The 21,232-nt window shown below is 56.9% G+C and carries 20 protein-coding genes and 1 riboswitch; of the genes, 10 read left to right on the plus strand and 10 right to left on the minus strand.

All coding sequences use genetic code 11. The features are described from left to right. Nucleotides 1-48: 48 nt before the first annotated feature. From rlmN to gyrB, 6 genes are all read right to left on the minus strand, one after another. Nucleotides 49-1,137: a 23S rRNA (adenine(2503)-C(2))-methyltransferase RlmN gene (gene rlmN / locus VNL17_09145; GenBank protein ID HXI84242.1), complete on the minus strand. Its 1,089-nt coding sequence runs from the start codon at nucleotides 1,135-1,137 to the stop codon at nucleotides 49-51. Then, nucleotides 1,134-2,288 (minus strand): glycosyltransferase family 2 protein, encoded by a 1,155-nt coding sequence (locus tag VNL17_09150; protein ID HXI84243.1) that lies wholly within the window; start codon nucleotides 2,286-2,288, stop codon nucleotides 1,134-1,136. Before VNL17_09150 ends, rlmN begins: the two co-directional genes overlap by 4 nt. A gap of 463 nt (nucleotides 2,289-2,751) precedes the next feature. After that, the gene (locus VNL17_09155) at nucleotides 2,752-4,209 is read right to left on the minus strand and encodes an ankyrin repeat domain-containing protein (GenBank protein ID HXI84244.1); all 1,458 of its coding nucleotides are present in this window, start codon (nucleotides 4,207-4,209) and stop codon (nucleotides 2,752-2,754) included. 183 nt (nucleotides 4,210-4,392) lie between these two features. Next, entirely contained in the window at nucleotides 4,393-6,867 is a 2,475-nt protein-coding gene (gene gyrA, locus VNL17_09160; GenBank protein HXI84245.1) for a DNA gyrase subunit A, read from the minus strand. A gap of 9 nt (nucleotides 6,868-6,876) precedes the next feature. Then, nucleotides 6,877-7,269 carry a HEPN domain-containing protein gene (locus VNL17_09165; protein ID HXI84246.1) on the minus strand — a complete coding sequence of 131 codons (393 nt, stop codon included), beginning with the start codon at nucleotides 7,267-7,269 and terminating at the stop codon, nucleotides 6,877-6,879. Between the two features lie 8 nt (nucleotides 7,270-7,277). Further along, on the minus strand, nucleotides 7,278-9,911 hold the full coding sequence (gene gyrB, locus VNL17_09170; protein HXI84247.1) for a DNA topoisomerase (ATP-hydrolyzing) subunit B: 2,634 nt from the start codon (nucleotides 9,909-9,911) through the stop codon (nucleotides 7,278-7,280). A 202-nt stretch (nucleotides 9,912-10,113) separates the two neighbouring features. Here gyrB and VNL17_09175 point away from each other — a divergent pair, with 202 nt between their 5' ends. The 9 genes from VNL17_09175 (at nucleotide 10,114) to VNL17_09215 (ending at nucleotide 17,114) form a co-directional block, all read left to right on the plus strand. Then, a complete protein-coding gene (locus tag VNL17_09175) occupies nucleotides 10,114-10,533 on the plus strand; it encodes an Rrf2 family transcriptional regulator (protein HXI84248.1) in 420 nt (139 codons plus the stop codon). A 70-nt stretch (nucleotides 10,534-10,603) separates the two neighbouring features. Then, nucleotides 10,604-10,739, plus strand: a riboswitch (SAM riboswitch). 121 nt (nucleotides 10,740-10,860) lie between these two features. After that, nucleotides 10,861-12,108, plus strand: a complete 1,248-nt coding sequence (locus tag VNL17_09180; GenBank protein HXI84249.1) for a threonine synthase — start codon at nucleotides 10,861-10,863, stop codon at nucleotides 12,106-12,108. A 21-nt stretch (nucleotides 12,109-12,129) separates the two neighbouring features. Further along, a complete protein-coding gene (locus tag VNL17_09185) occupies nucleotides 12,130-12,405 on the plus strand; it encodes a ubiquitin-like small modifier protein 1 (protein ID HXI84250.1) in 276 nt (91 codons plus the stop codon). A gap of 24 nt (nucleotides 12,406-12,429) precedes the next feature. Next, nucleotides 12,430-12,696: an NIL domain-containing protein gene (locus VNL17_09190; GenBank protein HXI84251.1), complete on the plus strand. Its 267-nt coding sequence runs from the start codon at nucleotides 12,430-12,432 to the stop codon at nucleotides 12,694-12,696. 9 nt (nucleotides 12,697-12,705) lie between these two features. Continuing rightward, a complete protein-coding gene (locus VNL17_09195) occupies nucleotides 12,706-13,428 on the plus strand; it encodes a phosphoadenylyl-sulfate reductase (GenBank protein HXI84252.1) in 723 nt (240 codons plus the stop codon). A 26-nt stretch (nucleotides 13,429-13,454) separates the two neighbouring features. Continuing rightward, nucleotides 13,455-14,255 carry a sulfate adenylyltransferase subunit CysD gene (gene cysD, locus VNL17_09200; GenBank protein HXI84253.1) on the plus strand — a complete coding sequence of 267 codons (801 nt, stop codon included), beginning with the start codon at nucleotides 13,455-13,457 and terminating at the stop codon, nucleotides 14,253-14,255. A gap of 3 nt (nucleotides 14,256-14,258) precedes the next feature. Further along, nucleotides 14,259-16,154 (plus strand): adenylyl-sulfate kinase, encoded by a 1,896-nt coding sequence (cysC, locus tag VNL17_09205; GenBank protein HXI84254.1) that lies wholly within the window; start codon nucleotides 14,259-14,261, stop codon nucleotides 16,152-16,154. A gap of 64 nt (nucleotides 16,155-16,218) precedes the next feature. Further along, nucleotides 16,219-16,689, plus strand: coding sequence for an acetolactate synthase (locus tag VNL17_09210; protein ID HXI84255.1), 471 nt, complete (start codon nucleotides 16,219-16,221; stop codon nucleotides 16,687-16,689). After that, nucleotides 16,689-17,114 (plus strand): hypothetical protein, encoded by a 426-nt coding sequence (locus VNL17_09215; protein ID HXI84256.1) that lies wholly within the window; start codon nucleotides 16,689-16,691, stop codon nucleotides 17,112-17,114. Before VNL17_09210 ends, VNL17_09215 begins: the two co-directional genes overlap by 1 nt. A 32-nt stretch (nucleotides 17,115-17,146) precedes the next feature. Here VNL17_09215 and VNL17_09220 read toward each other — a convergent pair whose 3' ends face one another. Beyond that, entirely contained in the window at nucleotides 17,147-17,458 is a 312-nt protein-coding gene (locus VNL17_09220) for a tetratricopeptide repeat protein (protein ID HXI84257.1), read from the minus strand. Between the two features lie 29 nt (nucleotides 17,459-17,487). On the opposite strand from VNL17_09220, the gene VNL17_09225 reads away from it, so the two are divergent. After that, complete coding sequence (locus VNL17_09225; GenBank protein HXI84258.1) at nucleotides 17,488-18,201, plus strand: ubiquinone/menaquinone biosynthesis methyltransferase; 714 nt, start codon at nucleotides 17,488-17,490, stop codon at nucleotides 18,199-18,201. On the opposite strand, the gene VNL17_09230 is transcribed toward VNL17_09225, so the two are convergent. Genes VNL17_09230 through VNL17_09240 form a run of 3 tightly spaced genes read right to left on the minus strand, consistent with a single transcriptional unit; the run spans nucleotide 18,180 to nucleotide 21,207 of the window. Continuing rightward, on the minus strand, nucleotides 18,180-19,214 hold the full coding sequence (locus VNL17_09230; protein HXI84259.1) for an aldose epimerase family protein: 1,035 nt from the start codon (nucleotides 19,212-19,214) through the stop codon (nucleotides 18,180-18,182). The genes VNL17_09225 and VNL17_09230 overlap by 22 nt on opposite strands. A 33-nt stretch (nucleotides 19,215-19,247) precedes the next feature. Next, nucleotides 19,248-20,156 (minus strand): M28 family peptidase, encoded by a 909-nt coding sequence (locus tag VNL17_09235; GenBank protein HXI84260.1) that lies wholly within the window; start codon nucleotides 20,154-20,156, stop codon nucleotides 19,248-19,250. A gap of 16 nt (nucleotides 20,157-20,172) precedes the next feature. Next, the gene (locus tag VNL17_09240; protein HXI84261.1) at nucleotides 20,173-21,207 is read right to left on the minus strand and encodes a hypothetical protein; all 1,035 of its coding nucleotides are present in this window, start codon (nucleotides 21,205-21,207) and stop codon (nucleotides 20,173-20,175) included. Nucleotides 21,208-21,232: the final 25 nt, after the last annotated feature.

Below are 21,232 nucleotides of genomic sequence, written 5' to 3' on the forward strand. Positions count from 1 at the left end.
TTTCACCAGTACAAGACGCGGCAAGGGCGGGGAAGGTTACATGAAAGGTCAACCGTCGTGCTCGTCATGCCGAGTAGTCTTAACGCCCTGCTCATGCTGCAGGCGCAACTGGCCGCAGGCGGCGTTGATGTCGGTGCCTTTCTCCAGGCGGAGGGTGCTCGTGATGCCGTGCGTTTGCAGCGTGTGCTGGAACATCTTGCAGCGGTCGCGGTCGGGTCGCTTCCAGAGGAGGCCCTCGACGGGGTTGCAGGGGATGAGGTTGACCTTGGCGCGCAGGCGACGGGCGGCAGCGCCGAGTTTGTGCGCCTGCTCGAGGGAATCGTTTACGCCTTCGATGAGGATGTACTCGAATGTCATCATGCGCTTCTTCGTATTCACGTAGTAGTCGCAGGCGTCGAGGAGTTCTTTCAGTGGATATTTCTTGTTCACGGGCATGATCTTCTCGCGGACTTCATCAGTCGCACCATGCAGCGAGACAGCGAGGCGAAGCTGCATCGGTTCGTCGGCGAGCTTTTTGATCTGCGGCACGAGACCGACGGTGGACACCGTGATCTTTCGCGCGCCGACGCCGAGGCCCCACGGCGCGTTGATGATCCGTAACGCACGCATCAGGTTGTCGTAATTGGCCAGCGGTTCGCCCATGCCCATGACGACGATGTTGTTGACCTTTTCGCCGCTGAGCTTTTGGACCTGCAAGACCTGATCTACGATCTCGGCGGCTGTGAGGTTGCGCTTGATGCCGTCAAGGCCGCTCGCGCAGAACTTACAGCCGTACGCGCAGCCGACCTGTGTGGAAACGCAGACGGTGTGGCGGTCGCTGCTGCTGGTCAACCCGGGGGTGGCGGGAATCAGTACGGTTTCGATGAGCGAGTGGTCGCGGAGTTGAAAGAGGAATTTTTCCGTCGTGTCGGTGGCATTTCGCGTCTTGAGCGCGTGCACGGCGTCCAAGGTAAAGCTGTCGGCCAGCTTTTGCCGCAAAGGGGCGGACAGGTTGCTCATCCCCGCGAACGACTCGGCCCGTTTCTCATAGACCCATTGCAGAATCTGGTCGGCGCGATACGCCGGTTCGCCAAGGTCGCGGAGGCGCTGGCCCAGTTCCTCGCGTCCCAGCGATTTGAAGTCTGCTTTGATGCTCATATTTTGTTGGCCTTAAGTTCCGGCAACGAATAATGCGTACCACGCCAGTCAATCCCATTGTTCCACAGCGTTTTCAGCGTGGCGCGCCAGATAATGTACTGAAACAACAATGCCGTAACCGGGAAGCCCACGCAATGCCAGCGTTTCGCCCCGTGACAATGCGCGTTGTCCATGTACAGCGCTGCGAGCGCGACGACGATCGCGAGGTTCAGCCACCAGGTCGCGCCGTTAGTGATCACCAACGCCACAAGCGGCCAGACAAACACGACGAGTTGAGCGATGCTGGAAGCCACGACGATAGCAAGATTGTATTCGACGCCCGCGAAGGTGTTCTTTTCCAGGCCACGAATCAATTCACCCACCGAACTGTACCATTCAACTGTGATGAGCCCGTCGCTAAGAACGACGTCCTGATGGAAACCGTGTTTCTTGAGCAGCTTGCCGAGTTTCATGTCATCGTCCGGCCGCATCGCGATTGCCCGATGACCGCCGATGGCGCGGTAGGCTTCAGCACGCACGAGGTTGAATGCGCCGATGCCGATATGCCGCGGGCTTTTTGGATCACGCGCTTTCCACGGTTTGGCGTACAGACCGAAGAACAGAGCGAACGCTCCGCCGAACATGCCCAGCAAGAGGCCAGGCATTTGCAGGTGCGGTGTGATGGCCAGGTGGTCGAGTTCTTCGTGGTGCAGGTAGTTGACAGCGCGGCTGATGACCGAACGTTCCATCACCACATCGGCATCCGTAAAGAGAATCAAGTCGCCCGTCGCGCGTTCCGCCCCAAAATGCTGGGCGTGATTCTTGCCGAGCCAGCCTTTGGGCAATTCCATAATGCGAACGACATATATGCGCGAGTCCTTGTTCGCCAGGCGGTCGAGAATCGTTCCGGTTTCGTCCGTGGAACGATCATCGACGACGATGAATTCAAGGTTTGGGTAGTCCTGCGCGAGGATGGATTGCAATGCCTTCTCGATCTTGCGCACTTCGTTGCGGGCGGCGATGACGATCGAAACCTTCGGCGGCTTGCTGCCTTGAAATGGCGCGATAGACCCCAGGTGCGACAACGAACGGTTGCCATGGGCAAACTCGACGGCCGTCGCCAACACCGAGAGGAGCGTTACCAGTGCGAGCCAAAATAAGAATACTGACACGGATGGATATTAGCAGAATCCAAGAAGACGTGAAGGAAAGCGGCGAAAGGACCAAATGATTTCTTCGGAGGGGGAGGTGGTCTTGCGGGCATCACCGGGGACGCCAAGTTTCGACGCCACCAGTGAAGCCCGCAAATATGGAACCAACATTACTTCTTCTTCTTGCCACCCTTCTTCTTGCCTTTTTTCTTCGCTGCCATTCCACCTCACCCCCATTCCGCTCCGAGAAGAGCTACTGCACGCTACCATGAACCTGCGCGCGCAATTACACCAGCACAAAGAAACGAAAGCCAGAGAATTTTTTCGACAAATTTTTTGGCGGAAGGCGCAAATAAAAATCACACGATCATTTCGAGTTCACAAACTTCATTGCGACCTCTGCGTTCCTTCACCGTGTTGGCCTGATGTCCACTCCTGTGTCGTGACAAGTGTCAGGTGTGACTTCATACATTTCGACTCTGCATCAATCGGTCTGTCCGTTGGAAAGTAACGCCGCAACTCGATGGGATTCAGATTCGAGAGCCACCTGAAGGGGCGACTTTCCGTTTTCGTCTCTGGCGTTGGTATCTGCACCATGGGCAATCAGGATTCCACCAACGTCCACGTGATTATACTGTGCCGCATCATGCAGCGGAGTCGAGCCTTCTCGTGCTCGCGCATTGACATTGGCACGGTGCGCGAGCAGGAGTTCTGCGAGGGCGCCATTACCGTGGAGGGCTGCGATATGGAGTGGCGTAACGCCTGCCGTTGTCCCCATGTTGGCATCGGCTTCATATTCTAGGAGCAGACGAACCAGTTCGATGCGACCTTCACGATTTGCTTCATAAAGAGGGGTTATCCCATCCTCATCCGCAGCGTTAACCTGAGCACCACTCGCCAAGAATAGTGCCGCCGTGGCACCACTACCATTCTTCGCCGCCCAATGGAGCGGTGTGACGCCCCGATGATCTCTGACGTTAATCTGTGATCCGTTCTTGAGAAGGATTGCCGCCACCCTCTTGGCATTTGTCCACGCGGCAAGGAAGATCGGCGTTCGCCCTGAATCATCTCGGGCGTTCACATCAGCTCCGCGTGCCAGCAAGAGGTTCGCGACAGCTGCTTGGTTGTGGAGAGCTGCCTTGTGTAAGGCGGTCTCGCTTTGGTTATTCTTCGCATCGACTTCGGCTCCTCTATCCATCAACAATCGAGCGATTTTTTTTGAGCCATTTCGACCAGCGGCTAGGTGGAGGGGCGACCAACCAAGACCATCACGAACATTCACTTTTGCCCCGCGTGTGAGGAGAAACTTCACGACATCACTTCGACCTTCCCCGGCTGCGCAGCGCAGAGGTGTCACACCAACGGGACCTCTGGCTTCGATCAACGTGTGGTCATTACCAATCTGTTTTCGCACGGTGGCAAGATCGCCGCGTTCAGCGGCCTCGTGGATCGATAGTGGACTGGCCCGCTGAATGAACTTTGTTGTTCCTGTGTCGAAACACCCTGCGTAATTATTACCATCGTCGGGGACATACATCTTGCCGTCGCGGATGAAGAACTGGCCAAATTCGATACCGCCGGTTTCCGAGGACTCGCAGGCAGTTTGATACGTCCACAGTTCTTTACTGGGGAGAGAGGAAATGACCTGGATGACAGTCTGGACGTACTCTGGGCAACAGATGCGTGCGGAATATATGCCACCGCAATGGTGCCAAGTCCCACCCCAATCGTCCATAACTTCAAAGTCATGCTGCTTGCCGCGGGGATCGTCTTTCCAGAGCTTGGAGAGTGCCTGTCGAAGTGAACCATCAAACTGATCAAATTCAGCTTCGTGCATCTCCTTGGTGAGCGCGGAAGTGTATTCGACCTTGGCGAACGCCTTCTCGTATTCCTTCTGATAGTCGTCTTCGCCGAGAATGACTATTTCAAAGCTTGATGGCATGGCAAACCCGGGGTTTCGCCGCCTCTCGTCGAGAAGCTCGGGCGGCGAGACTCATCCGCAAAGATAAATGATAAGCGGATGACGCGGATGTGGCAAGAATGGAAGACGGCCGACGCGATGGCCGCCTTCCCACGGACAACACGACGGGAATTCCTCGACGAGCTCGGAATGACGAAACCCCGGCTACTTCTTGTTGCTCTTATCGGCTTCCGCTGATTCCGCTTCTTGTTCCTGCTGTTCGCTGATGACGCGGGCGATGGCGACCAGTTTGTCGCCCTGATTGAGGTCGATGAGTTTGACGCCCTGGGTATTTCTACCCGCGATCCGGATGTCCTTGCAACTGGTGCGGACGGTCTGGCCCTGAGAGGTGGAGAGCATGATCTCATCGGTGTCGGTGACGCTAAGAGCACCGACCACGCTGCCGACCTTGTCAGTCGTCTTCATGGTGATGATGCCCTTACCACCGCGGGACTGAACGCGATATTCGTCAAATGGGGTGCGCTTGCCGATGCCGTGTTCGCCGGCGACGAGGAGCGTGGCATTCGTATCGACGATTTCAACGCCAATAACGTAGTCACCCTTCTCCGGGCGGATGCCCCAGTTGCCGACGGAAGCGCGGCCCATGTCGCGAGCTTCATCTTCGTGGAATCGGATGCTCATGCCGTCTTTCGTGACGAGTACGATTTCATTATTGCCGCTTGTGAGTTTCACGCCGATCAGGCGGTCGCCCTGTTCGATCTTGATGCCGATGACGCCACCCTTGCGCGGATTGGCGTATTCGCCCAGGTTGGTCTTCTTCACGATCCCGACCTTGGTCGCCATGAAGAGATACTGTTTGTCGGTGAACTCCTTGACGCGAATAAGCGCGGAGACTTTTTCCTCAGGACGAAGTTGGAGGAAATTCGCGAGGCTCTTGCCTTTCGCGGCGCGTCCCATCTCGGGCAACTCGTACACTTTCTCGACGTACACACGTCCTTCCTCTGTAAAGAACATAATGTAATCGTGAGTGGAGCAGGTGAAGAGGTGTTCGATGAAGTCCTCTTCGCGTTGTTCCATGCCCATCACGCCCTTACCACCGCGACGTTGCGAGCGGTAGGCGCTGACAGCGGTGCGCTTGATGTAACCCTGGTGCGAGATGGTGACGATACAAGCTTCATTGACGATGAGGTCTTCGATGTTGATCTCGCCTTCGTCAGCCACAATGTCGGTGCGCCGCGCGTCACCATATTTCTCTTTGACTTCGAGCAGCTCGGTCTTCACGACGGCCATAAGCTTTTTCTCGCTGGCCAACAGGCTCTTCAAGTATTCGATACTCTTGATGATCGCGAGGTACTCTTCCTCGATCTTGTCGCGTTCGAGTCCGGTGAGCTGGTAGAGGCGCATCTCGAGGATCGCATTGCACTGGACCTCGGACAGCTTGAACTTGTCGATCAATTTCTTCTTCGCGTCCTCACGGTCGTCGGCGTTACGGATGATCTTAACGACGGCGTCGATATTATCGAGCGCGATGCGGAAACCTTCGAGAATGTGGGCGCGCTCCTCGGCCTTCTGCAATTCGAACTTCGTGCGCCGGGTAATGACTTCACGGCGATGTGCGATATAGCACTCGATCATCTGCTTGATATTCATGATCCGCGGCCGACCGTGGTCGATCGCAAGCATGATGACGCCGAAGCTGTCCTCGAGTTGCGTGTGCTTATAGAGGTTGTTGATGACGACCTTCGGGATGGCGTCGCGCTTCAACTCGATGACGACGCGGATGCCGTCCTTGTTGGATTCGTCACGAATGTCGCTGATGCCATCGAGCTTCTTCTCGTTGACGAGTTGCGCGGTGCGCTCGATGAGCGAGGCCTTGTTGACGTTGTACGGGATCTCGGAAATGATCAGGCGCTCTTTACCGCCCTTGACCTCCTCGACGCCGATGCGACCACGAATTTTAAGGCTGCCGCGGCCGGTGAGCAGGTAGTCCTTGATGCCCTGCTTGCCACAGATAAGACCCCCCGTCGGGAAATCGGCGCCCTTGACGAATTTTGCCACATCCTTGACGTCGGTCTCCGGGTTGTCGATCAGTGCGCAACAGGCGTCGATGATTTCGGTGAGATTGTGCGGCGGAATATTCGTGGCCATACCGACCGCAATGCCCGTGCTGCCGTTGACCAAGAGATTCGGGATGCGCGCGGGTAGGACAACCGGTTCCACTTCCTTCTCGTCAAAATTGGGTTGAAAATTGACCGTGTCCTTGTCGAGGTCGGCGAGCAATTCTTCCGCGATCTCCTTGAGGCGGCATTCGGTATAGCGGTAGGCTGCGGCGGGATCGCCATCGATCGAGCCGAAGTTACCCTGACCGTCGATGAGCGGATAACGCATCGCAAAATCCTGCGCCATGCGGACGAGCGTGTCGTAAACGCTGGCATCGCCGTGCGGGTGATACTTGCCGAGCACTTCACCGACAACCTTGGCGCACTTGGAGTAGGAGCGGTTATGCAACAAGCCGATTTGACGCATCGCGTAGAGCACGCGTCGATTGGAGGGTTTCAAGCCGTCGCGCGCATCCGGCAGGGCACGCCCGACTATGACCGACATCGAGTAATCGATGTAGGCCTGCTGCATCTGCTCGCTGATGTTGACCGGCGTGACCTTTTCGTTTTGAGCGTACATAGTTAAATCCTACTGTTTCCCCAAAAACAGCTTCGTTGTTGTTAGAAAGCTCTCGGCATCCGCCATCAATTCTTTCAGCCGGTCACAACTTGGCGGCGGATTGGCGCCAAAGTCGGCGTCCTGGTGCAACTGCGTGGCGTGTTTGAACCGCTCGCCGAACTCCGGCGGGATCAGGCCCGTCTTCACGAACTCACGCTGAAACTTCGCGGCGACATTGCCGTCCCGGGACGGGCCAAACTCCTTCGTCGCCAGCAGTGCGCACGCGCAATAGAACATCGAGAAATACACGCGGTCCATCGTGCCACGGCACATCCTTTGGTCGATGAGCAAACGCGCCTCGTTCAGGCTCTCATTGGCTTGTGTGAGCCGCAAATTGATCAAATCTTGGGCCTCGGGCGTCACGGCGCGATTTAGATATCGAGGTTCCGGACGTTCAAAGCGTTGTCCTCGATGAATTGCCGACGGGGCGCAACCTCGTCACCCATGAGAATGTCGAACATGGTGTCGGTGGCGGCCACATCCATCAATTCCACCTTGAGCATCTTGCGCCGCTCGGGATCCATCGTCGTTTCCCAAAGCTGTTCGGGATTCATTTCACCCAAGCCTTTGTAACGCTGGATCGTGAGACCGCGTTTGCCGATTTCCTTGATCTGCTCCAGAATCTGCGGAATGGAATGAATCTCGGATCGGCGCTCCTCGACTTTCGCCTTGGGCTTCTTCGCTTCGGCTTTGGCGCTCGCTTTCGCTGGAGCAGTACCCACCTTGGCCAAAGCTGCGTCTGGCAAAGCTTCGCCGTCCACAGGCTCAGCGACGGTGACGTTCCCTTCCATCAGTTCAAAGAGCGGCTTTTCCTGCGCGGCGTAGTGATCGAGGTTGAAACCTTTCTTCTCGAGCGCTTCGATCATCGACTGGATACTATTGGCCTCGGGAAGCGGCAGGGGCTTTGCGACGATCGCCTTCGGGTTGTCCCCGTTCTTGGCCTCGGGTACAACCTCTTCATCAGGGCTGATGTCGTATTTGTCACAGAGCTTGGCCCATTCCTTGTCGGTGCGGGCAAACTCGAAGCTGACGACCCCATTCTGCTTGAGGCGAACGGCGTAGGACGGGACTTCGCCGGATTTTTCATCACGCGCGGCAAGGTATTCTTCAAACTTGATGCCACGTCGCTCGATGGTGTCGACGAGCTTCTCGAGTTCCTGTAATGATTCGAGGACCGAGATCAACGGCTGACCCGAGAATTCCTTCCTGTCTTTGAGTCGATTCAGCCGAATGTCCTCAGAGCCGAGTTCGATCAGGATTCGGCTCATCTGATCGTCATTCTCGATGTACTCTTCGCGTTTCTTGCGCTTGATCTTGTATAACGGCGGCTGCGCGATGTAGATGAAGCCGCCCTTGATGAGTTCCGGCATCTTGCGATAGAAGAACGTCAGCAGCAACGTCCGAATGTGTGAGCCGTCCACGTCGGCGTCGGTCATGATCACAATCTTGTGATACCGCAGTCGGTTGAGGTCGAAGGCACCTTCGCCTTCGCCCGTGCCGAAACCCGTGCCGATGGCGGTGATCATCGTGCGAATTTCATTGTTGTTGAGGATCTGATCCAGGCGCGCCTTCTCGACGTTAAGCAACTTGCCGCGGATGGGCAGGATGGCCTGGAACTGGCGGTTGCGCCCCTGCTTGGCAGAGCCACCAGCGCTATCGCCCTCAACGATGTACAACTCGCAGAATTCAGGGTTGCGCTCGGAACAATCCGCCAATTTGCCCGGCAGTCCGCCACCGGCAAACGCGCCTTTACGGACGGCTTCGCGCGCTTTGCGGGCGGCTTCGCGAGCACGGGCCGCGGTAAGGGACTTGTCCACGATGCGACGGCCAATGGGCGGGTTTTGCTCCAGGAACGTCATCAGGCCTTCGTAAACGATCGACGAAACGATGCCTTCGACTTCGCCATTGCCGAGCTTGGTCTTGGTCTGGCCTTCGAACTGGGGATTCGGGACCTTCACGCTGATGACCGCCGTCAGACCTTCGCGCAAGTCCTCACCGCTGAGGCTCGGATCCTTTTCCTTCAATAGACTGTTGGACTTGGCATATTGATTGACGGCTTTGGTCAGCGCCGATCGGAAACCACTCAGGTGCGTGCCGCCCTCGATGGTGTTGATGTTGTTCGCGTAGGCGTAGACGGACTCGTTGTAGCCTTCGTTGTATTGGATTGCGACCTCGGCGGCGATGCCGTCTTTCTCTTTCGAAACGTAGATGACTTTCGGATGAAGAGGTTCTTTGGCGCGGTTGATGTGCTTGATGAACTCTTCAATGCCGCCATTGAACTTGAAGAGATCCTGCTTGTCATTACGCTCGTCCTTGAGCGTGATTTCAATGCCGCGATTGAGGAACGCCAGTTCACGCAACCGGTTTGCCAAGATGTCGTACTTGTAGTCGATGACCGGGAAGATTTCACTGTCGGCCTTGAACGTGATCTTTGTGCCCGTGCCCTTCGCCTTGCCGATCACTTCGAGCTTGGATGCCGTCTTGCCGCGCTTGAAGCGCATGTGATGGACCTTGCCATCGCGTTTCACCTCGACTTCAAGCCATTCACTGAGCGCGTTGACGCAGGTCACGCCAACGCCGTGCAAACCACCGGAAACCGTGTAGGATTTCTTGTCGAATTTGCCGCCGGCATGCAGGACCGTCAGCACTACCTCGACAGCCGGCTTCTTCTCCGTCTTGTGCATGTCCACGGGAATGCCGCGTCCATCGTCAACGACGGTGATTGAATTGTCGACGCGGATGGTGGCCTCGATGTGCTTGCAGAAACCCGCGAGCGCCTCGTCGATTGAGTTATCGACGACCTCATAAACCAGATGGTGCAGGCCTCGTTCGCCGGTGTCGCCGATATACATCGCAGGGCGCTTGCGAACGGCTTCCACACCTTCCAGTTTTTGTATCTTATCGGCAGTATAATCACTGGCGCCGAGGGCCTCTATCGGGCGGTCTGGTTCTTTTGAAAGTGACTTTTCCACTATGCGTTTTTTCTCCAGAAGCTTACTGGGCATCTAAATTCCCCCTCCTTCAACCAACCTTAGAACACTACCGAAACTTGGCTTGTTCTGCAATCAGAATCATTACTTTTTTTTCGTATATAACTAGCGATGACCGTGAATGTTCTAGCAAATCGGTCGCGTTCAAAAATAGTCGATTGACAGTAGGTATTATCGTGCTAAAATATAGCATCTTTAGCAAGATACTAATGATTAAATGAAGGCGTCAGTAAAAAGTGATTACGCGTGTCGTGCGGTGGAGGCATTGGCTCTCCATCACCCGAACGCGCGTCCACTGCGGATTGAGGAAATTGCGCACCGAGAGGCGATTCCAGCGAACTATCTCGTGCAGATTCTGATCGAGTTGAAGAGCAAGGGACTCATCCAGAGCCGACGGGGAAAGGCTGGCGGATACGCTCTGGCCAAGGCACCCCGTGAGATCACAGTGGGCGACGTTTTGCGGGCGGTACAGGGTGACGTCTTGGAGATGCCGTTACTCTTGGAGTCGCGCTGTCCGGAAGAGATCAAGCGCGCCTGGCGGCGGATCAAGCAGGCTGCCGAACAGGCGGCGGACGATGTCAATTTTGAGGAGATTTGCGCGGAGGCCAAGAGCCGACCAGAGATGTATTACATCTAGAATCTGCGCCGTTGACAGCCTTTTGTTCTTTGATATAGTTCCTCGCGTTCCCTGAAAGGTTTTCGGGAACAACTCATCAAGAGCGGTCGAGGGACTGGCCCGTAGAAGCCGCGGCAACCGTTCAGCCAAGTAGTTGGTGGTTGAAGACAAGGTGCCAATTCCAGCTCCGAGGCCCGACGCAAGTCGGGAGCGGGGGAAGATGAGGGGAGAATCGAGTTGTCTTGATGCCTCTTCATCGTCGACCCACGTCTCGGGGACGCTGAAGGGGTTGTTTTTTTGCCCCTAGGCAGCGACGGTCGCTACTTGGTGAAGAAAGCGAGAAGGTAGATGAAGGCAAAACATGGATTCTTCACCAGTCTAAAGTGTCGCGAGTGCGGGCGCCATTACCCGAAAGAGGCGTTGCATGTCTGCGAATTCTGCTTCGGTCCGCTCGAAGTTGATTACGACTACGACTTGATCAAAACCGTGCTGACACGGGACAAAATTCAGTCGCGCCCTACGAATATGTGGCGGTACCGGGAGTTGTTGCCGATCGAAGGTGAGCCGACCATCGGCTTTCAGGTCGGCTTCACCCCGCTCGTCAAGGCGGATCGCCTGGCGAAGCGGCTGGGCCTGCGCGAGGTCTGGGTGAAGAACGATACAGTCAACTACCCGACATTGTCCTTCAAGGACCGCGTGGTCAGCGTGGCCTTGTCACGCGCGCGGGAGTTGGGTTTTGAAATCGTTGCCTGCGCATCGACCGGCAATCTCGCGAATTCCGTTGCGGCCAATGCGGCGAGTGGCGGACTGAAGAGTTACGTCTTTATCCCGGCCGACCTGGAAACAGGGAAAGTACTCGGCTCGCTGGTGTACGGAACGAACGTCATCGGCATTCGAGGCACGTACGACGCGGTAAATCGCCTCTGCAGCGAAATCGCGGGCAAGTACGGCTGGGCCTTTGTGAATGTGAACATCCGGCCCTACTACGCGGAAGGCTCAAAATCGTTGGGCTACGAGATCATCGAGCAACTGGGCTGGAGATTGCCGGATCACGTGGTCGTCCCGATGGCGGGCGGTTCCCTCATCACGAAGATCCACAAGTCGTTCAAGGAATTCGTGAAACTCGGCCTGGTGGACGAGCGAGAATGCCGCATACACGGCGCCCAAGCCGAAGGTTGCGCGCCCATTGTGAACGCCATGAAGGTCGGCGCGGACATCATCAAGCCGGTGAGCAAGCCGCAGACGATCGTCAAGTCACTGGCTATCGGCAACCCGGCGGACGGGTTTTACTCGATACAGGCGATGAAGCAGACCGGCGGCTGGGCGGAGAATCCGGACGACACCGAAGTGGTCGCCGGAATCAAGCTGCTGGCGGAGACCGAAGGGATTTTCGCCGAGACGGCCGGTGGGGTGACGGTGGCGGCCACCCAGCGCCTTGTGAAAGATGGACGGATCAAGCCGAACGAGTCGCTTGTGTTGTGTATCACGGGTCATGGATTGAAGACGCAGGAAGCAGTGGCCAATAAATGCGGCGAGGCGCGGGTCATCGGGCCGCATCTGCGCGAGTTTTCGGCCCTGCTCGATAAGAAGAATTGAGATGAAGAAGGAGAGACGATTATGCCAGTAAATGTAAGGATTCCGACGCCGTTGCGGAAACTCACGAAGGACAAGGACATCGTACAAGCTGCCGGCTCGACGATCCAGGACATTATCGACAGCCTGGAGAAGGAGTATCCGGGCTTGAAGGAGCGGATTTGTGATGAGCGGGGCGAATTGCGCCGGTTCGTGAATGTGTATTTGAATGACGAGGACATTCGCTTTGCGCAGGGCAAAAGTACGCCGGTGAAAGACGGCGACGAAATTTCCGTGATTCCGGCAATCGCGGGCGGTTAAACACAGCGTTGTACCGAGGACAACATGGCAAAGACAACGAAGACGGCGAACGAAATCAAACGCCTCTGGCTGACCTATCCGAAAAAGGCCATCCAACGGCCGGTAATTTACGAGTTGGGCCACAAATTCAAGGTCGTGACCAACATTCGTCAGGCCAGCGTGACGGAGGAAGTCGGCATCGTCTCGCTCGAATTGGTGGGCGCGCGCCCCGAGATCAAGAAAGCGATCAAATGGCTGGAAGGCTTTGGTATCAAGGTTGAGCCCGTCGAGATCAATGTGATTGAAGGGTAGAAAACGAACGTGAAGTTCACATCGGAAGAAATCCATCGTCTGGCGGCGGAGTTCGAGGGGCGAACGCCGCAGGACATATTGCAATGGGCCGCGGACAACTTCGGTTCGCGCGTTGCCATTTCTTCCGCGTTTGGCCCCGAAGGTCTGGTCGTGATCGACATCGCGATGCGCAAGGTCACCCCGCACCTTCCGATCTTTACCATCGACACGGGTTTCTTCTTCAAGGAAACCGTCGAACTGATCCGTCAGGTCGAGCAGGAATATGGGGTCGTGATTGAGCGACTGCACCCGGAATTGACGCCCGAGCAGCAAGTCGAGAAGTATGGGCCCGAACTGTACCGTCGCCAACCCGACCAGTGCTGCTATATGCGCAAGGTGCTTCCATTGCAGAAGAAGCTACCGCAACTCGACGCGCTCGTTGCTGGCCTGCGGCGGTCGCAGGGTGAGACCCGCCAGGGCGCAAAAATACTGCAGTTGCAGGAAACGGCCGGGGGTCACCGTTACCTTAAGATCAATCCGCTGGCCGCCTGGAGCAAGGAAGAAGTCTGGTGGTACATCATCAGCCACCAACTGCACTACAATCCGCTCCACGACCAGGGCTATCCGAGCATCGGTTGCTCGCCGGACTGCTGCACCCGCGCCGTGAAAGACGGAGAAGGCGAGCGCGCGGGCCGCTGGGCGGGTTCCGACAAGAAGGAGTGCGGACTCCACACGTTTGCCGCGAACATCTGACGATGTCGCCCCGGAATTTTTAAATTATGGACCATCTCGATAAACTAGAGAACCAGAGCATCTTCATCATTCGCGAGGCGTTCAACAAGATCGAACGACTCGCGATGCTGTGGAGCGTGGGCAAGGACTCACAGACCATCATGTGGCTGGCGCGCAAGGCATTTTTCGGGCATGTCCCGTTTCCATGCGTGTTCATGGAAACGACTTTCGACATGCCGGAGCTTGTCGAGTTGCGCGACCGATTGACGAAGGAGTGGAAACTGAACCTCGTCATCGCCCGCAATGACGAGGCGCTGGCGCAGGGGATGAACCACACACGCGGTCGCGTCAATTGCTGTTCGGCGTTGTTGAAAGAGAACCTCAAGAAGATCGTTGATCGTGAGAAGTATGGTGGACTCATTGTTGGTGTGCGCCGCGATGAAGATCCGACTCGCGCGAAGGAACGCTATTTCTCGCCGCGCGACAAGAACATGGAATGGAACGTCGAGGACCAGCCGCCCGAGCTGTGGGACCAGTTCAATACTGACCTGGCGGGCGGCACGCATCTGCGCGTCCATCCGCTCCTGCACTGGACGGAGACAAACATTTGGGAGTATGCCGAGCGCGAGAACATCCCGAACGTGGCTTTATACTTCGGCAAGAACGGGAAACGCTATCGCAGTCTCGGTTGCGTCCCCTGCACGTTCATGATCGAGTCGAACGCCGACACTTACGAAAAAATTCGCGAAGAATTACGGACGACCAAACGCAGCGAACGCAGCGTCCGCGCCCAGGACCAGGAAAGCGAAGACGCGTTCGAGAAGTTGCGGCGTGACGGGTACATGTAAGCGATGAGCACCAACACCCTTCAATCCGAGCAGTTGAAAATCGTTATCGTCGGTCACGTGGACCACGGCAAGTCCACGCTGGTGGGGCGCTTGTTTTACGACACCGGGTCGCTGCCGGAGGGCAAGTACGAGAAGATCAAGACAGCTTGCGAGCGGCGCGGGATGCCGTTTGAGTGGGCCTTCCTGATGGACGGCCTGCAGGCGGAACGCGACCAGAATATCACCATCGATACCGCGCAGATTTGGTTTCGCACGAAGCAACGCCAATACGTGATCATCGACGCGCCCGGCCACAAGGAGTTCCTCAAGAACATGGTCACGGGAGCCGCGAGCGCCGAGGCGGCGCTGCTGCTCATCGATGCGAACGAAGGCGTGCAGGAACAATCGCGACGGCATGGGTTCCTCCTTTCGTTGCTTGGGATTCGCCAGATCGCGGTGCTGGTGAACAAGATGGACTTGAAGGGATACAGCGACAAGGTGTTTAAGTCGATCGAGGACGAGTATCGCGCATTTCTGAAGCAATTCGGCGTCGAACCGAAGCTTTTTATTCCAATTGCGGCTGCCAAAGGCGACAATGTTGCCAACAAGTCGACGAACATGCCGTGGTACAGCGGGCCGACCGTTTTGGAGGCCCTGGATCGGTTTCAAACTGCGGAACCACCTCACAATTTGCCGCTACGCTTCCCGATTCAGGACGTCTATCGGTTCGATCAGCGCCGCATCCTTGCCGGCCGGGTCGAGTCCGGCACACTTCGCGTGGGGGACAAAATCCTCTTCTCGCCGCGGAACAAGGTCAGCACGGTCAAATCGATTGAGAACTGGCCCCACGGTTCCCGCGAGACCGCAAGCGCGGGAGAATCCGTTGGCATTACGCTGACGGAGCAGATTTTCGTCGAGCGTGGGCAAATCGGTTCCGGTGAGCAGGATGCGCCCATTGAAACGGATGTGTTCAATGCGAAATTCTTCTGGCTGGGCCGGCAGAATCTCGAAGTCGGGCGCAAGATCAAGCTGAAGTTGACCACTGAAGAAGTGGAGTGCCAGATCCAGTCGATTGAAAAGTTGATCGATGCCTCGACACTGGCGGAAATCGACACGAAATCGCGGCCCTACGTGGCCCGCAACGACGTGGCCGAGGTTACGATTCGCACCAAGACGCCCATTGCGTTCGACAACGCGGATCGGATTGTCAACACCGGCCGCTTCGTGTTCATTGATCGCTTCCAGGTGTGTGGCGGCGGTGTTATTTCGAAGGGCGAGTATCCCGACCGCCGCCAGGTATTGTCGGGAGTGAAGAGCCAGAACATCTTTTGGTCGGCTGGCAAGATCACGCGTGAGACGCGCGAGCAGCGCAATCGACACAAGGGCGCCATCCTCTGGCTCACGGGCTTGTCCGGCGCCGGTAAATCGACGGTGGCCACGGAATTGGAGCGCGAGCTGTTCGCGATGGGTTTGCACACGTATATCCTCGACGGTGACAACATCCGCCACGGTCTCAGCGCCAATCTCGGATTCTCGCCAGAAGACCGCACGGAGAACATTCGGCGGGTGGCAGAGGTCGCCCGTCTGCTCATGGACGCGGGCGTCCTGGTCATCACGGCCTTCATTTCACCGTACCGCGACGACCGACGGTTGGCGCGTTCGTTGGTCAACGAGGGGGAGTTTGTGGAAGTATATGTGAATGCCCCGCTCGAAGTTTGCGAACAACGCGATCCAAAGGGCCTTTACAAGAAAGCCCGCGCCGGTGAGATTGCCAACTTCACCGGGGTATCGGCTCCGTACGAGCCGCCTGACCGGCCCGAGCTGGTAGTCCGCACAGACAAGCAGACCCCGGCGGAATGCGTGGCCCACATCATTGATTTCCTGAAGTTGCAGTACATCGATACGGACTGGAGCATCTAGGCCGCGAAGATTTACTTTCGTGTCGCCGAGCGCTACGTTAGGATGAAACCGGCGAGGAGGAAATATGGCGAAATCGGAATCCAAGGTTCGTGAGAGACTGCAACACCCACTGGTAAGGCAATTCTCCGTTTTTCTCGAAAACAAGGTCGGCGCGCTGCTCAATCTCACCCGCACTTTGAGCGATTCGAATGTCCATGTTTGCGGGATCTCCGTGGTGGACACCGCTGACTCGTCCGTTATACGCATTGTGGTGGACGATCCGGAGCGTTGTCACGACGCCTTGGGGAAGGCCAACATTCCCGTCAGCGAATCGAACCTTGTGGTTGTCGAGATGCCGCGCGGACCGGAAAAGCTCGACACCGTGTTGCGGAGCCTTGTCGCGGCGGAGGTCAATATCCAGTACACGTATTCCCTGATGATCCGGCCGCACGACAAGGCACTACTCGCGCTGCATTGCGAAGATCCCGAATTTGCCCGCGATGTCCTCGTGAAAGCAGGCTACCGAGTCCTGACCCAGAGAGACATTTCCCGCTGATGAGTGACCAACCGATACCGAGTGGTCTCGCCATTGTGGTTTGCGACCAAATCATTGAGGACAAGCTCACCAGCAAGAAGTCTCTGATCGGGATCTTCAACCAGATCGGGGCGCAAGATTTCCCCTACCGTCATCCACAGGTCTGTGTGTTCGTATCGATCACTGAAGGACGGGGACAATGCGCCGCCCGTTTGCGGATCATCCATGACGAGAGCAACCACGTCGTGGCCGAGGTCAAGGGCAACATTGAGTTTCCCGATGTTCACGCGGTCTTCGAGTTGAACTTCAACCTGGTCGGCCTCGTCTTTCCCCAGCCCGGCATGTATTCCATCGAGTTCTACTGCGATGACGCTCTGGTTCTGGAGCGACGCTTCAACGTCACCCACGTCAAGCCCCCCCAAGGTCCGCCGCCAGCGGAGAGGTAGCCGCGGAGTTACGGCGGTTCGGACAGGCGTCTCTACACCGTCTTTAGCAGCTCGGCCAACTCCTCACGCGGGCTGTCGTGGTGTTGCGCGATGGCGAGTTCCAGGGCGTGTTCCAGGATTGGTCTGGCTTCCGCCGATTGACCCAGGGCGATCAACGATTTACCGAGTTGAATATGTGCGACCATCCATTCCGGTTTCTTCCCGCAGAGCGCACGGAGATGATCGACAGCAGCGGCGTAGTCGTTCGCTTCGACATACGCCTGCGCCAGGTTGAAGCGGGACAGATCGTTGTCGGGAAATCGCTGCCACAGTTCGAGGGCCTTGGCGATTCGGTCGTGACTCATGGCGTTCTTCTACGCTAGGCTCTCGCGGCGTGGGAAGTAAATTCTACCAGGCCGACGAGCACCGCGCGGAGAAAGTGCACGAATTGTTCGCCACCATTGCGCGGCGCTACGACCTGCTCAACGACATCATGAGCGTGGGCCTGCACCGACGGTGGAAACGGCGGTTGGTCGAGCTGGCGGGCAAGCCGCGTGATGTGCTGGATCTCTGTTGCGGAACGGGCGATATCGCGCTGCGTTTCCGGGCCCGGGTGGTCGGCGTTGATTTCACCGAGGAGATGCTGCGCGTGGCCGCGGCGCGCGGGCATTCCGAGATTTCATGGATTCGAGCGGACGCCTTGCGGCTGCCATTTTCCGACAATTCGTTCGATACGGTCAGTGTAGGTTACGGACTACGGAACCTGGCGGACATCGAGCAGGGATTGCGCGAGATTCTGCGCGTGCTGCGGCCGGGCGGGAAATTTGTGTCGCTTGATTTTGGGAAGCCGGAATCCCGGACGTTCCGCGCCTTGTACTTTGGCTACTTGCGGGTCGTGCTGCCGATTCTGGGACGGTTGTTCTGTGGCGATCCTGACACGCACGCATACATCCTGGCATCGTTGCAGAATTACCCGGCACAACGTGGGATCAAGGAATCGATGGAGTCGCAAGGCTGGCGCGACTGCGGCTTCGAGGAGTTCTGGCTGGGATCGATGGCGATCAACTACGGCTCGAAGCCGGGTAATTACGCGACAGAAAGCCGATAGCTTGTTTTTTGGCGATAGGACTGGCCCGGTTTTAAGATCACAGAAGGAAACGTCGGCTGGTTGACCGAGTTGGGGTAGTGCTGTGTCTCCAGGCAGAATCCGGTGTGCTGTTGGTAAGCGCGGCCGCCCTTTCCAGAGATTGTACCATCGAGAAAGTTTCCCGTGTAAAGCTGGACGCCGGGCTCGGTTGTGTGAACCTCCAATACCCGCCCTGACTGCGGTTCGAAAACGCGAGCGGCCAGTTTGGTTTTGGCACCGTCGTTCTCAAGGACGTAGGTGTGATCGTAGCCGATGGGATCGCCTTTGAGTTGATGAATCCGCCGGCCAATAGGCGTAGACATGGTGAAGTCCATCGGGGTGCTTTTGACGGGGTGGATCTCGCCCGTCGGCAGCAGCGCATTGTTGGCGGGAAGGTACTGTGTCGAAGCGATCAACAACTCGTGGTTTAGAATGGTTCCTGCGCCCGCGAGATTGAAATAGGTATGGTTTGTCAGGTTAACGGGCGTGGGCTTGTCGGTCGTCGCGGTGTATTCGATTTGCAGTTCGTTGTTCTCGGTCAGTATGTAGATGACAGTGACGCTCAAGTTGCCGGGATAGCCTTCTTCGCCGTCCGGGCTCAGGTAGGTGAACTTCACAGAGGGGGACTCTGCCTCCGCGGACCAAAATGCCTTGTCGAATCCTTTCACGCCGCCATGCAGATGAGCGTTGCCCGCATTGGTCGCGAGCCGGTACTCCTTCCCATCGAGATGGAAGCGCCCATCCGCGATGCGGTTGGCACAGCGCCCGACAATGCAGCCGAAGTACGGTTGGTTGGATTTGACGTAACCTTCGAGCGTGTCAAATCCGAGAGTGACGTCGGTGAGCTTGCCATTCCGGTCGGGCGCCTCGAGCGCAACCACTGTCGCCCCATAGTTCATCAGGGAAGCCCTTACGCCGTTGGTATTGCTCAGGATGAAGAGAGTCACCTCGGAGTCGTTGACCAGTTTGCCGAATGGTTTTGTTTGCAGGTTCATCTATCGAGTGTCTGTCAAAGGCACAAGCTACGGTTAATTTTGAACAGAAGTCAGAACAGTTGCGATAAGAATCTGACTGACGCTCCGCAAGAAATCGTAGTCGAGAGTGTCCGGGGTGTCGGTGGGCTGATGGTAATTGTGGTTGCGAAACTCCGAAGTGTCGGTCCACATGATTGCGGGTATGCCAGCCTTCCAGAAAGGAGCGTGATCGCTTCGCTGCAGGACCGGGAGCAGTTTTTCCACCCCGGCGTACACTTTCAGGCTCAGCACCGGAAAACCTGGCCAATAGGTCCTGGCTGTTTGCAAGACGGTACTCGCCATGGCGGTGGAATCCTTGTTCGCGAGGATGCCCAGGAAATCACCATGGTCCGGTATCTGGATCGGCAGGCCCGGCGGAATCGCCTGGGAACCGGGGCGATGATCGCAGTAGCCGACCATCTCCAGAACATGAGCTTCACGAATAGATATTCTTCCTTCTGTTCCGATGGTTCTCACAAAGTCGGCGCTACCCAGCAAGCCGTCCTCCTCCCGGTTGAAGGAAGCGAAGCAGACGGGACACTCGGGGGCATGCCCGGCCAAAGCCTTGGCGCAGGCCAACAGGGCCGCGACCGCGCTGGCGTTGTCGTCGGCGCCGGGAGTGCCCGGTACGCTATCGTAGTGCGCGCCAACGAGGACGCAAGGGGTATTGGGAGCGTTCCGCGAGCGAGCAACGACGTTCGCGTACTCGCCCTGCAACTCCGCATCGTATCCATACGAACACAACTGGCGGGCAATCCAGCGGGCCGTCAGTCGATTGTTCTCCGGTTGCAATTCGTAGTGGCGAGGGACCGCCATGGTTTCGACAATTCCTCGGAGGAAGGACACCGAAACATCGTTCGCTGCTTCCTTGATGCGAACATCGGGGGCAGCGGCCTGCGCGTTGGCCGAATGTTGGACAAGCATTTAGGGTCGGTTCCACCTACTGCAGAAGTTGCACGCGATAGAAACGTTTGGTTTGCGTCGTGGCGTTGGTGTCCACGATGGTGACGAAGCCGCCGTTGCCGGGGACATTGCTGCTGACGGTCGTCCACGTGCCGGTAACCAAATCGCTGGTTTTTTGGATGAGATAAAGGCGATTCGAGCCCGTGGACAAGCTGATCTGGACGTTCGTCCCTGCGGGCGCGATGTCGGCGATTCGCAGGTCAGGTCCGGGCGTAAAGTTGATGACGCTATTAATCCAGGCAACGTGCGCCGAAACGCGCGAAACGAAGAAGTAGCCGGGAATGTCGGAAACTTGATTCGTGGTGAACGTCCAAGGGAACCCCGGGCCGGAGGAGGTATAAAGCCCACCTTGGTCCACCATGGCGCCAAAAAACTGTGTATTCGCATTCGTTGTCCCATCGAGACTGTAGTATCCCGTCGACGCGTAATTTACTCCCGCCAGTTCCCATGTGGAACCATTCTTGATGAATAGTCCGCCACTGGAATCCCCGTTCGACAACATGCACTCGTTGGTGGGACCGGTTCGGTCGAAAAAGGCCACCAGAAAGTCGCCGAGGCCGGGGTCCGTGAAAGTCTGTGAGACAGTATTTTGTCCCCAGCGCTCCGAGCCATCCGGTATTCCCCACTTCCAGCCCTTGAGCTGGCCCCCGACTGTGACTGAATCTCCGCGTGGGGTACCGCGGCCGAAGACGACAAACGTTTGGCTTACTTCATTCGTGCCCGTGTACAACGGAGCATAAGTCGGGAAGGTCTCGGCCACCTGCCAAACGCGCAGATCAGAATTGGGACAATCCGTAAAAGCAACCGTGTGATAGAAAAAACCGTTCAGTTGGAAGACGTCTCCCGGAGAACCCCCGACATGGATCGCGGCGAGGAAAAAATTTGGGGCGATCGGGGTCGCCAACCATTGTCCATTTGTCGGCCAAAGACCTTCATACTGCCAACCGCTATTGATCAGCGCCCCGGTCGGGGCGGAGGTATTGAACGTTGTGTTGCTGGTTGCTTCGAACAAGATTGCTCTGGCAGGAATCGCACAA

This window comes from Verrucomicrobiia bacterium (assembly GCA_035577545.1).
Taxonomy (GTDB): domain Bacteria; phylum Verrucomicrobiota; class Verrucomicrobiia; order Palsa-1439; family Palsa-1439; genus Palsa-1439.

What these genes read in the sequence shown, in the direction of transcription:
- cysD (HXI84253.1), top strand. Translation starts at nt 13,455, where the DNA reads ATGGACCATCTCGATAAACTAGAGAACCAGAGCATCTTCATCATTCGC.
- VNL17_09180 (HXI84249.1), top strand. Translation starts at nt 10,861, where the DNA reads ATGAAGGCAAAACATGGATTCTTCACCAGTCTAAAGTGTCGCGAGTGC.
- VNL17_09175 (HXI84248.1), top strand. Translation starts at nt 10,114, where the DNA reads ATGAAGGCGTCAGTAAAAAGTGATTACGCGTGTCGTGCGGTGGAGGCA.
- rlmN (HXI84242.1), bottom strand. Translation starts at nt 1,137, where the DNA reads ATGAGCATCAAAGCAGACTTCAAATCGCTGGGACGCGAGGAACTGGGC.
- VNL17_09210 (HXI84255.1), top strand. Translation starts at nt 16,219, where the DNA reads ATGGCGAAATCGGAATCCAAGGTTCGTGAGAGACTGCAACACCCACTG.
- VNL17_09155 (HXI84244.1), bottom strand. Translation starts at nt 4,209, where the DNA reads ATGCCATCAAGCTTTGAAATAGTCATTCTCGGCGAAGACGACTATCAG.
- VNL17_09185 (HXI84250.1), top strand. Translation starts at nt 12,130, where the DNA reads ATGCCAGTAAATGTAAGGATTCCGACGCCGTTGCGGAAACTCACGAAG.
- VNL17_09235 (HXI84260.1), bottom strand. Translation starts at nt 20,156, where the DNA reads ATGCTTGTCCAACATTCGGCCAACGCGCAGGCCGCTGCCCCCGATGTT.
- gyrB (HXI84247.1), bottom strand. Translation starts at nt 9,911, where the DNA reads ATGCCCAGTAAGCTTCTGGAGAAAAAACGCATAGTGGAAAAGTCACTT.
- VNL17_09220 (HXI84257.1), bottom strand. Translation starts at nt 17,458, where the DNA reads ATGAGTCACGACCGAATCGCCAAGGCCCTCGAACTGTGGCAGCGATTT.
- VNL17_09215 (HXI84256.1), top strand. Translation starts at nt 16,689, where the DNA reads ATGAGTGACCAACCGATACCGAGTGGTCTCGCCATTGTGGTTTGCGAC.
- VNL17_09230 (HXI84259.1), bottom strand. Translation starts at nt 19,214, where the DNA reads ATGAACCTGCAAACAAAACCATTCGGCAAACTGGTCAACGACTCCGAG.
- gyrA (HXI84245.1), bottom strand. Translation starts at nt 6,867, where the DNA reads ATGTACGCTCAAAACGAAAAGGTCACGCCGGTCAACATCAGCGAGCAG.
- VNL17_09190 (HXI84251.1), top strand. Translation starts at nt 12,430, where the DNA reads ATGGCAAAGACAACGAAGACGGCGAACGAAATCAAACGCCTCTGGCTG.
- cysC (HXI84254.1), top strand. Translation starts at nt 14,259, where the DNA reads ATGAGCACCAACACCCTTCAATCCGAGCAGTTGAAAATCGTTATCGTC.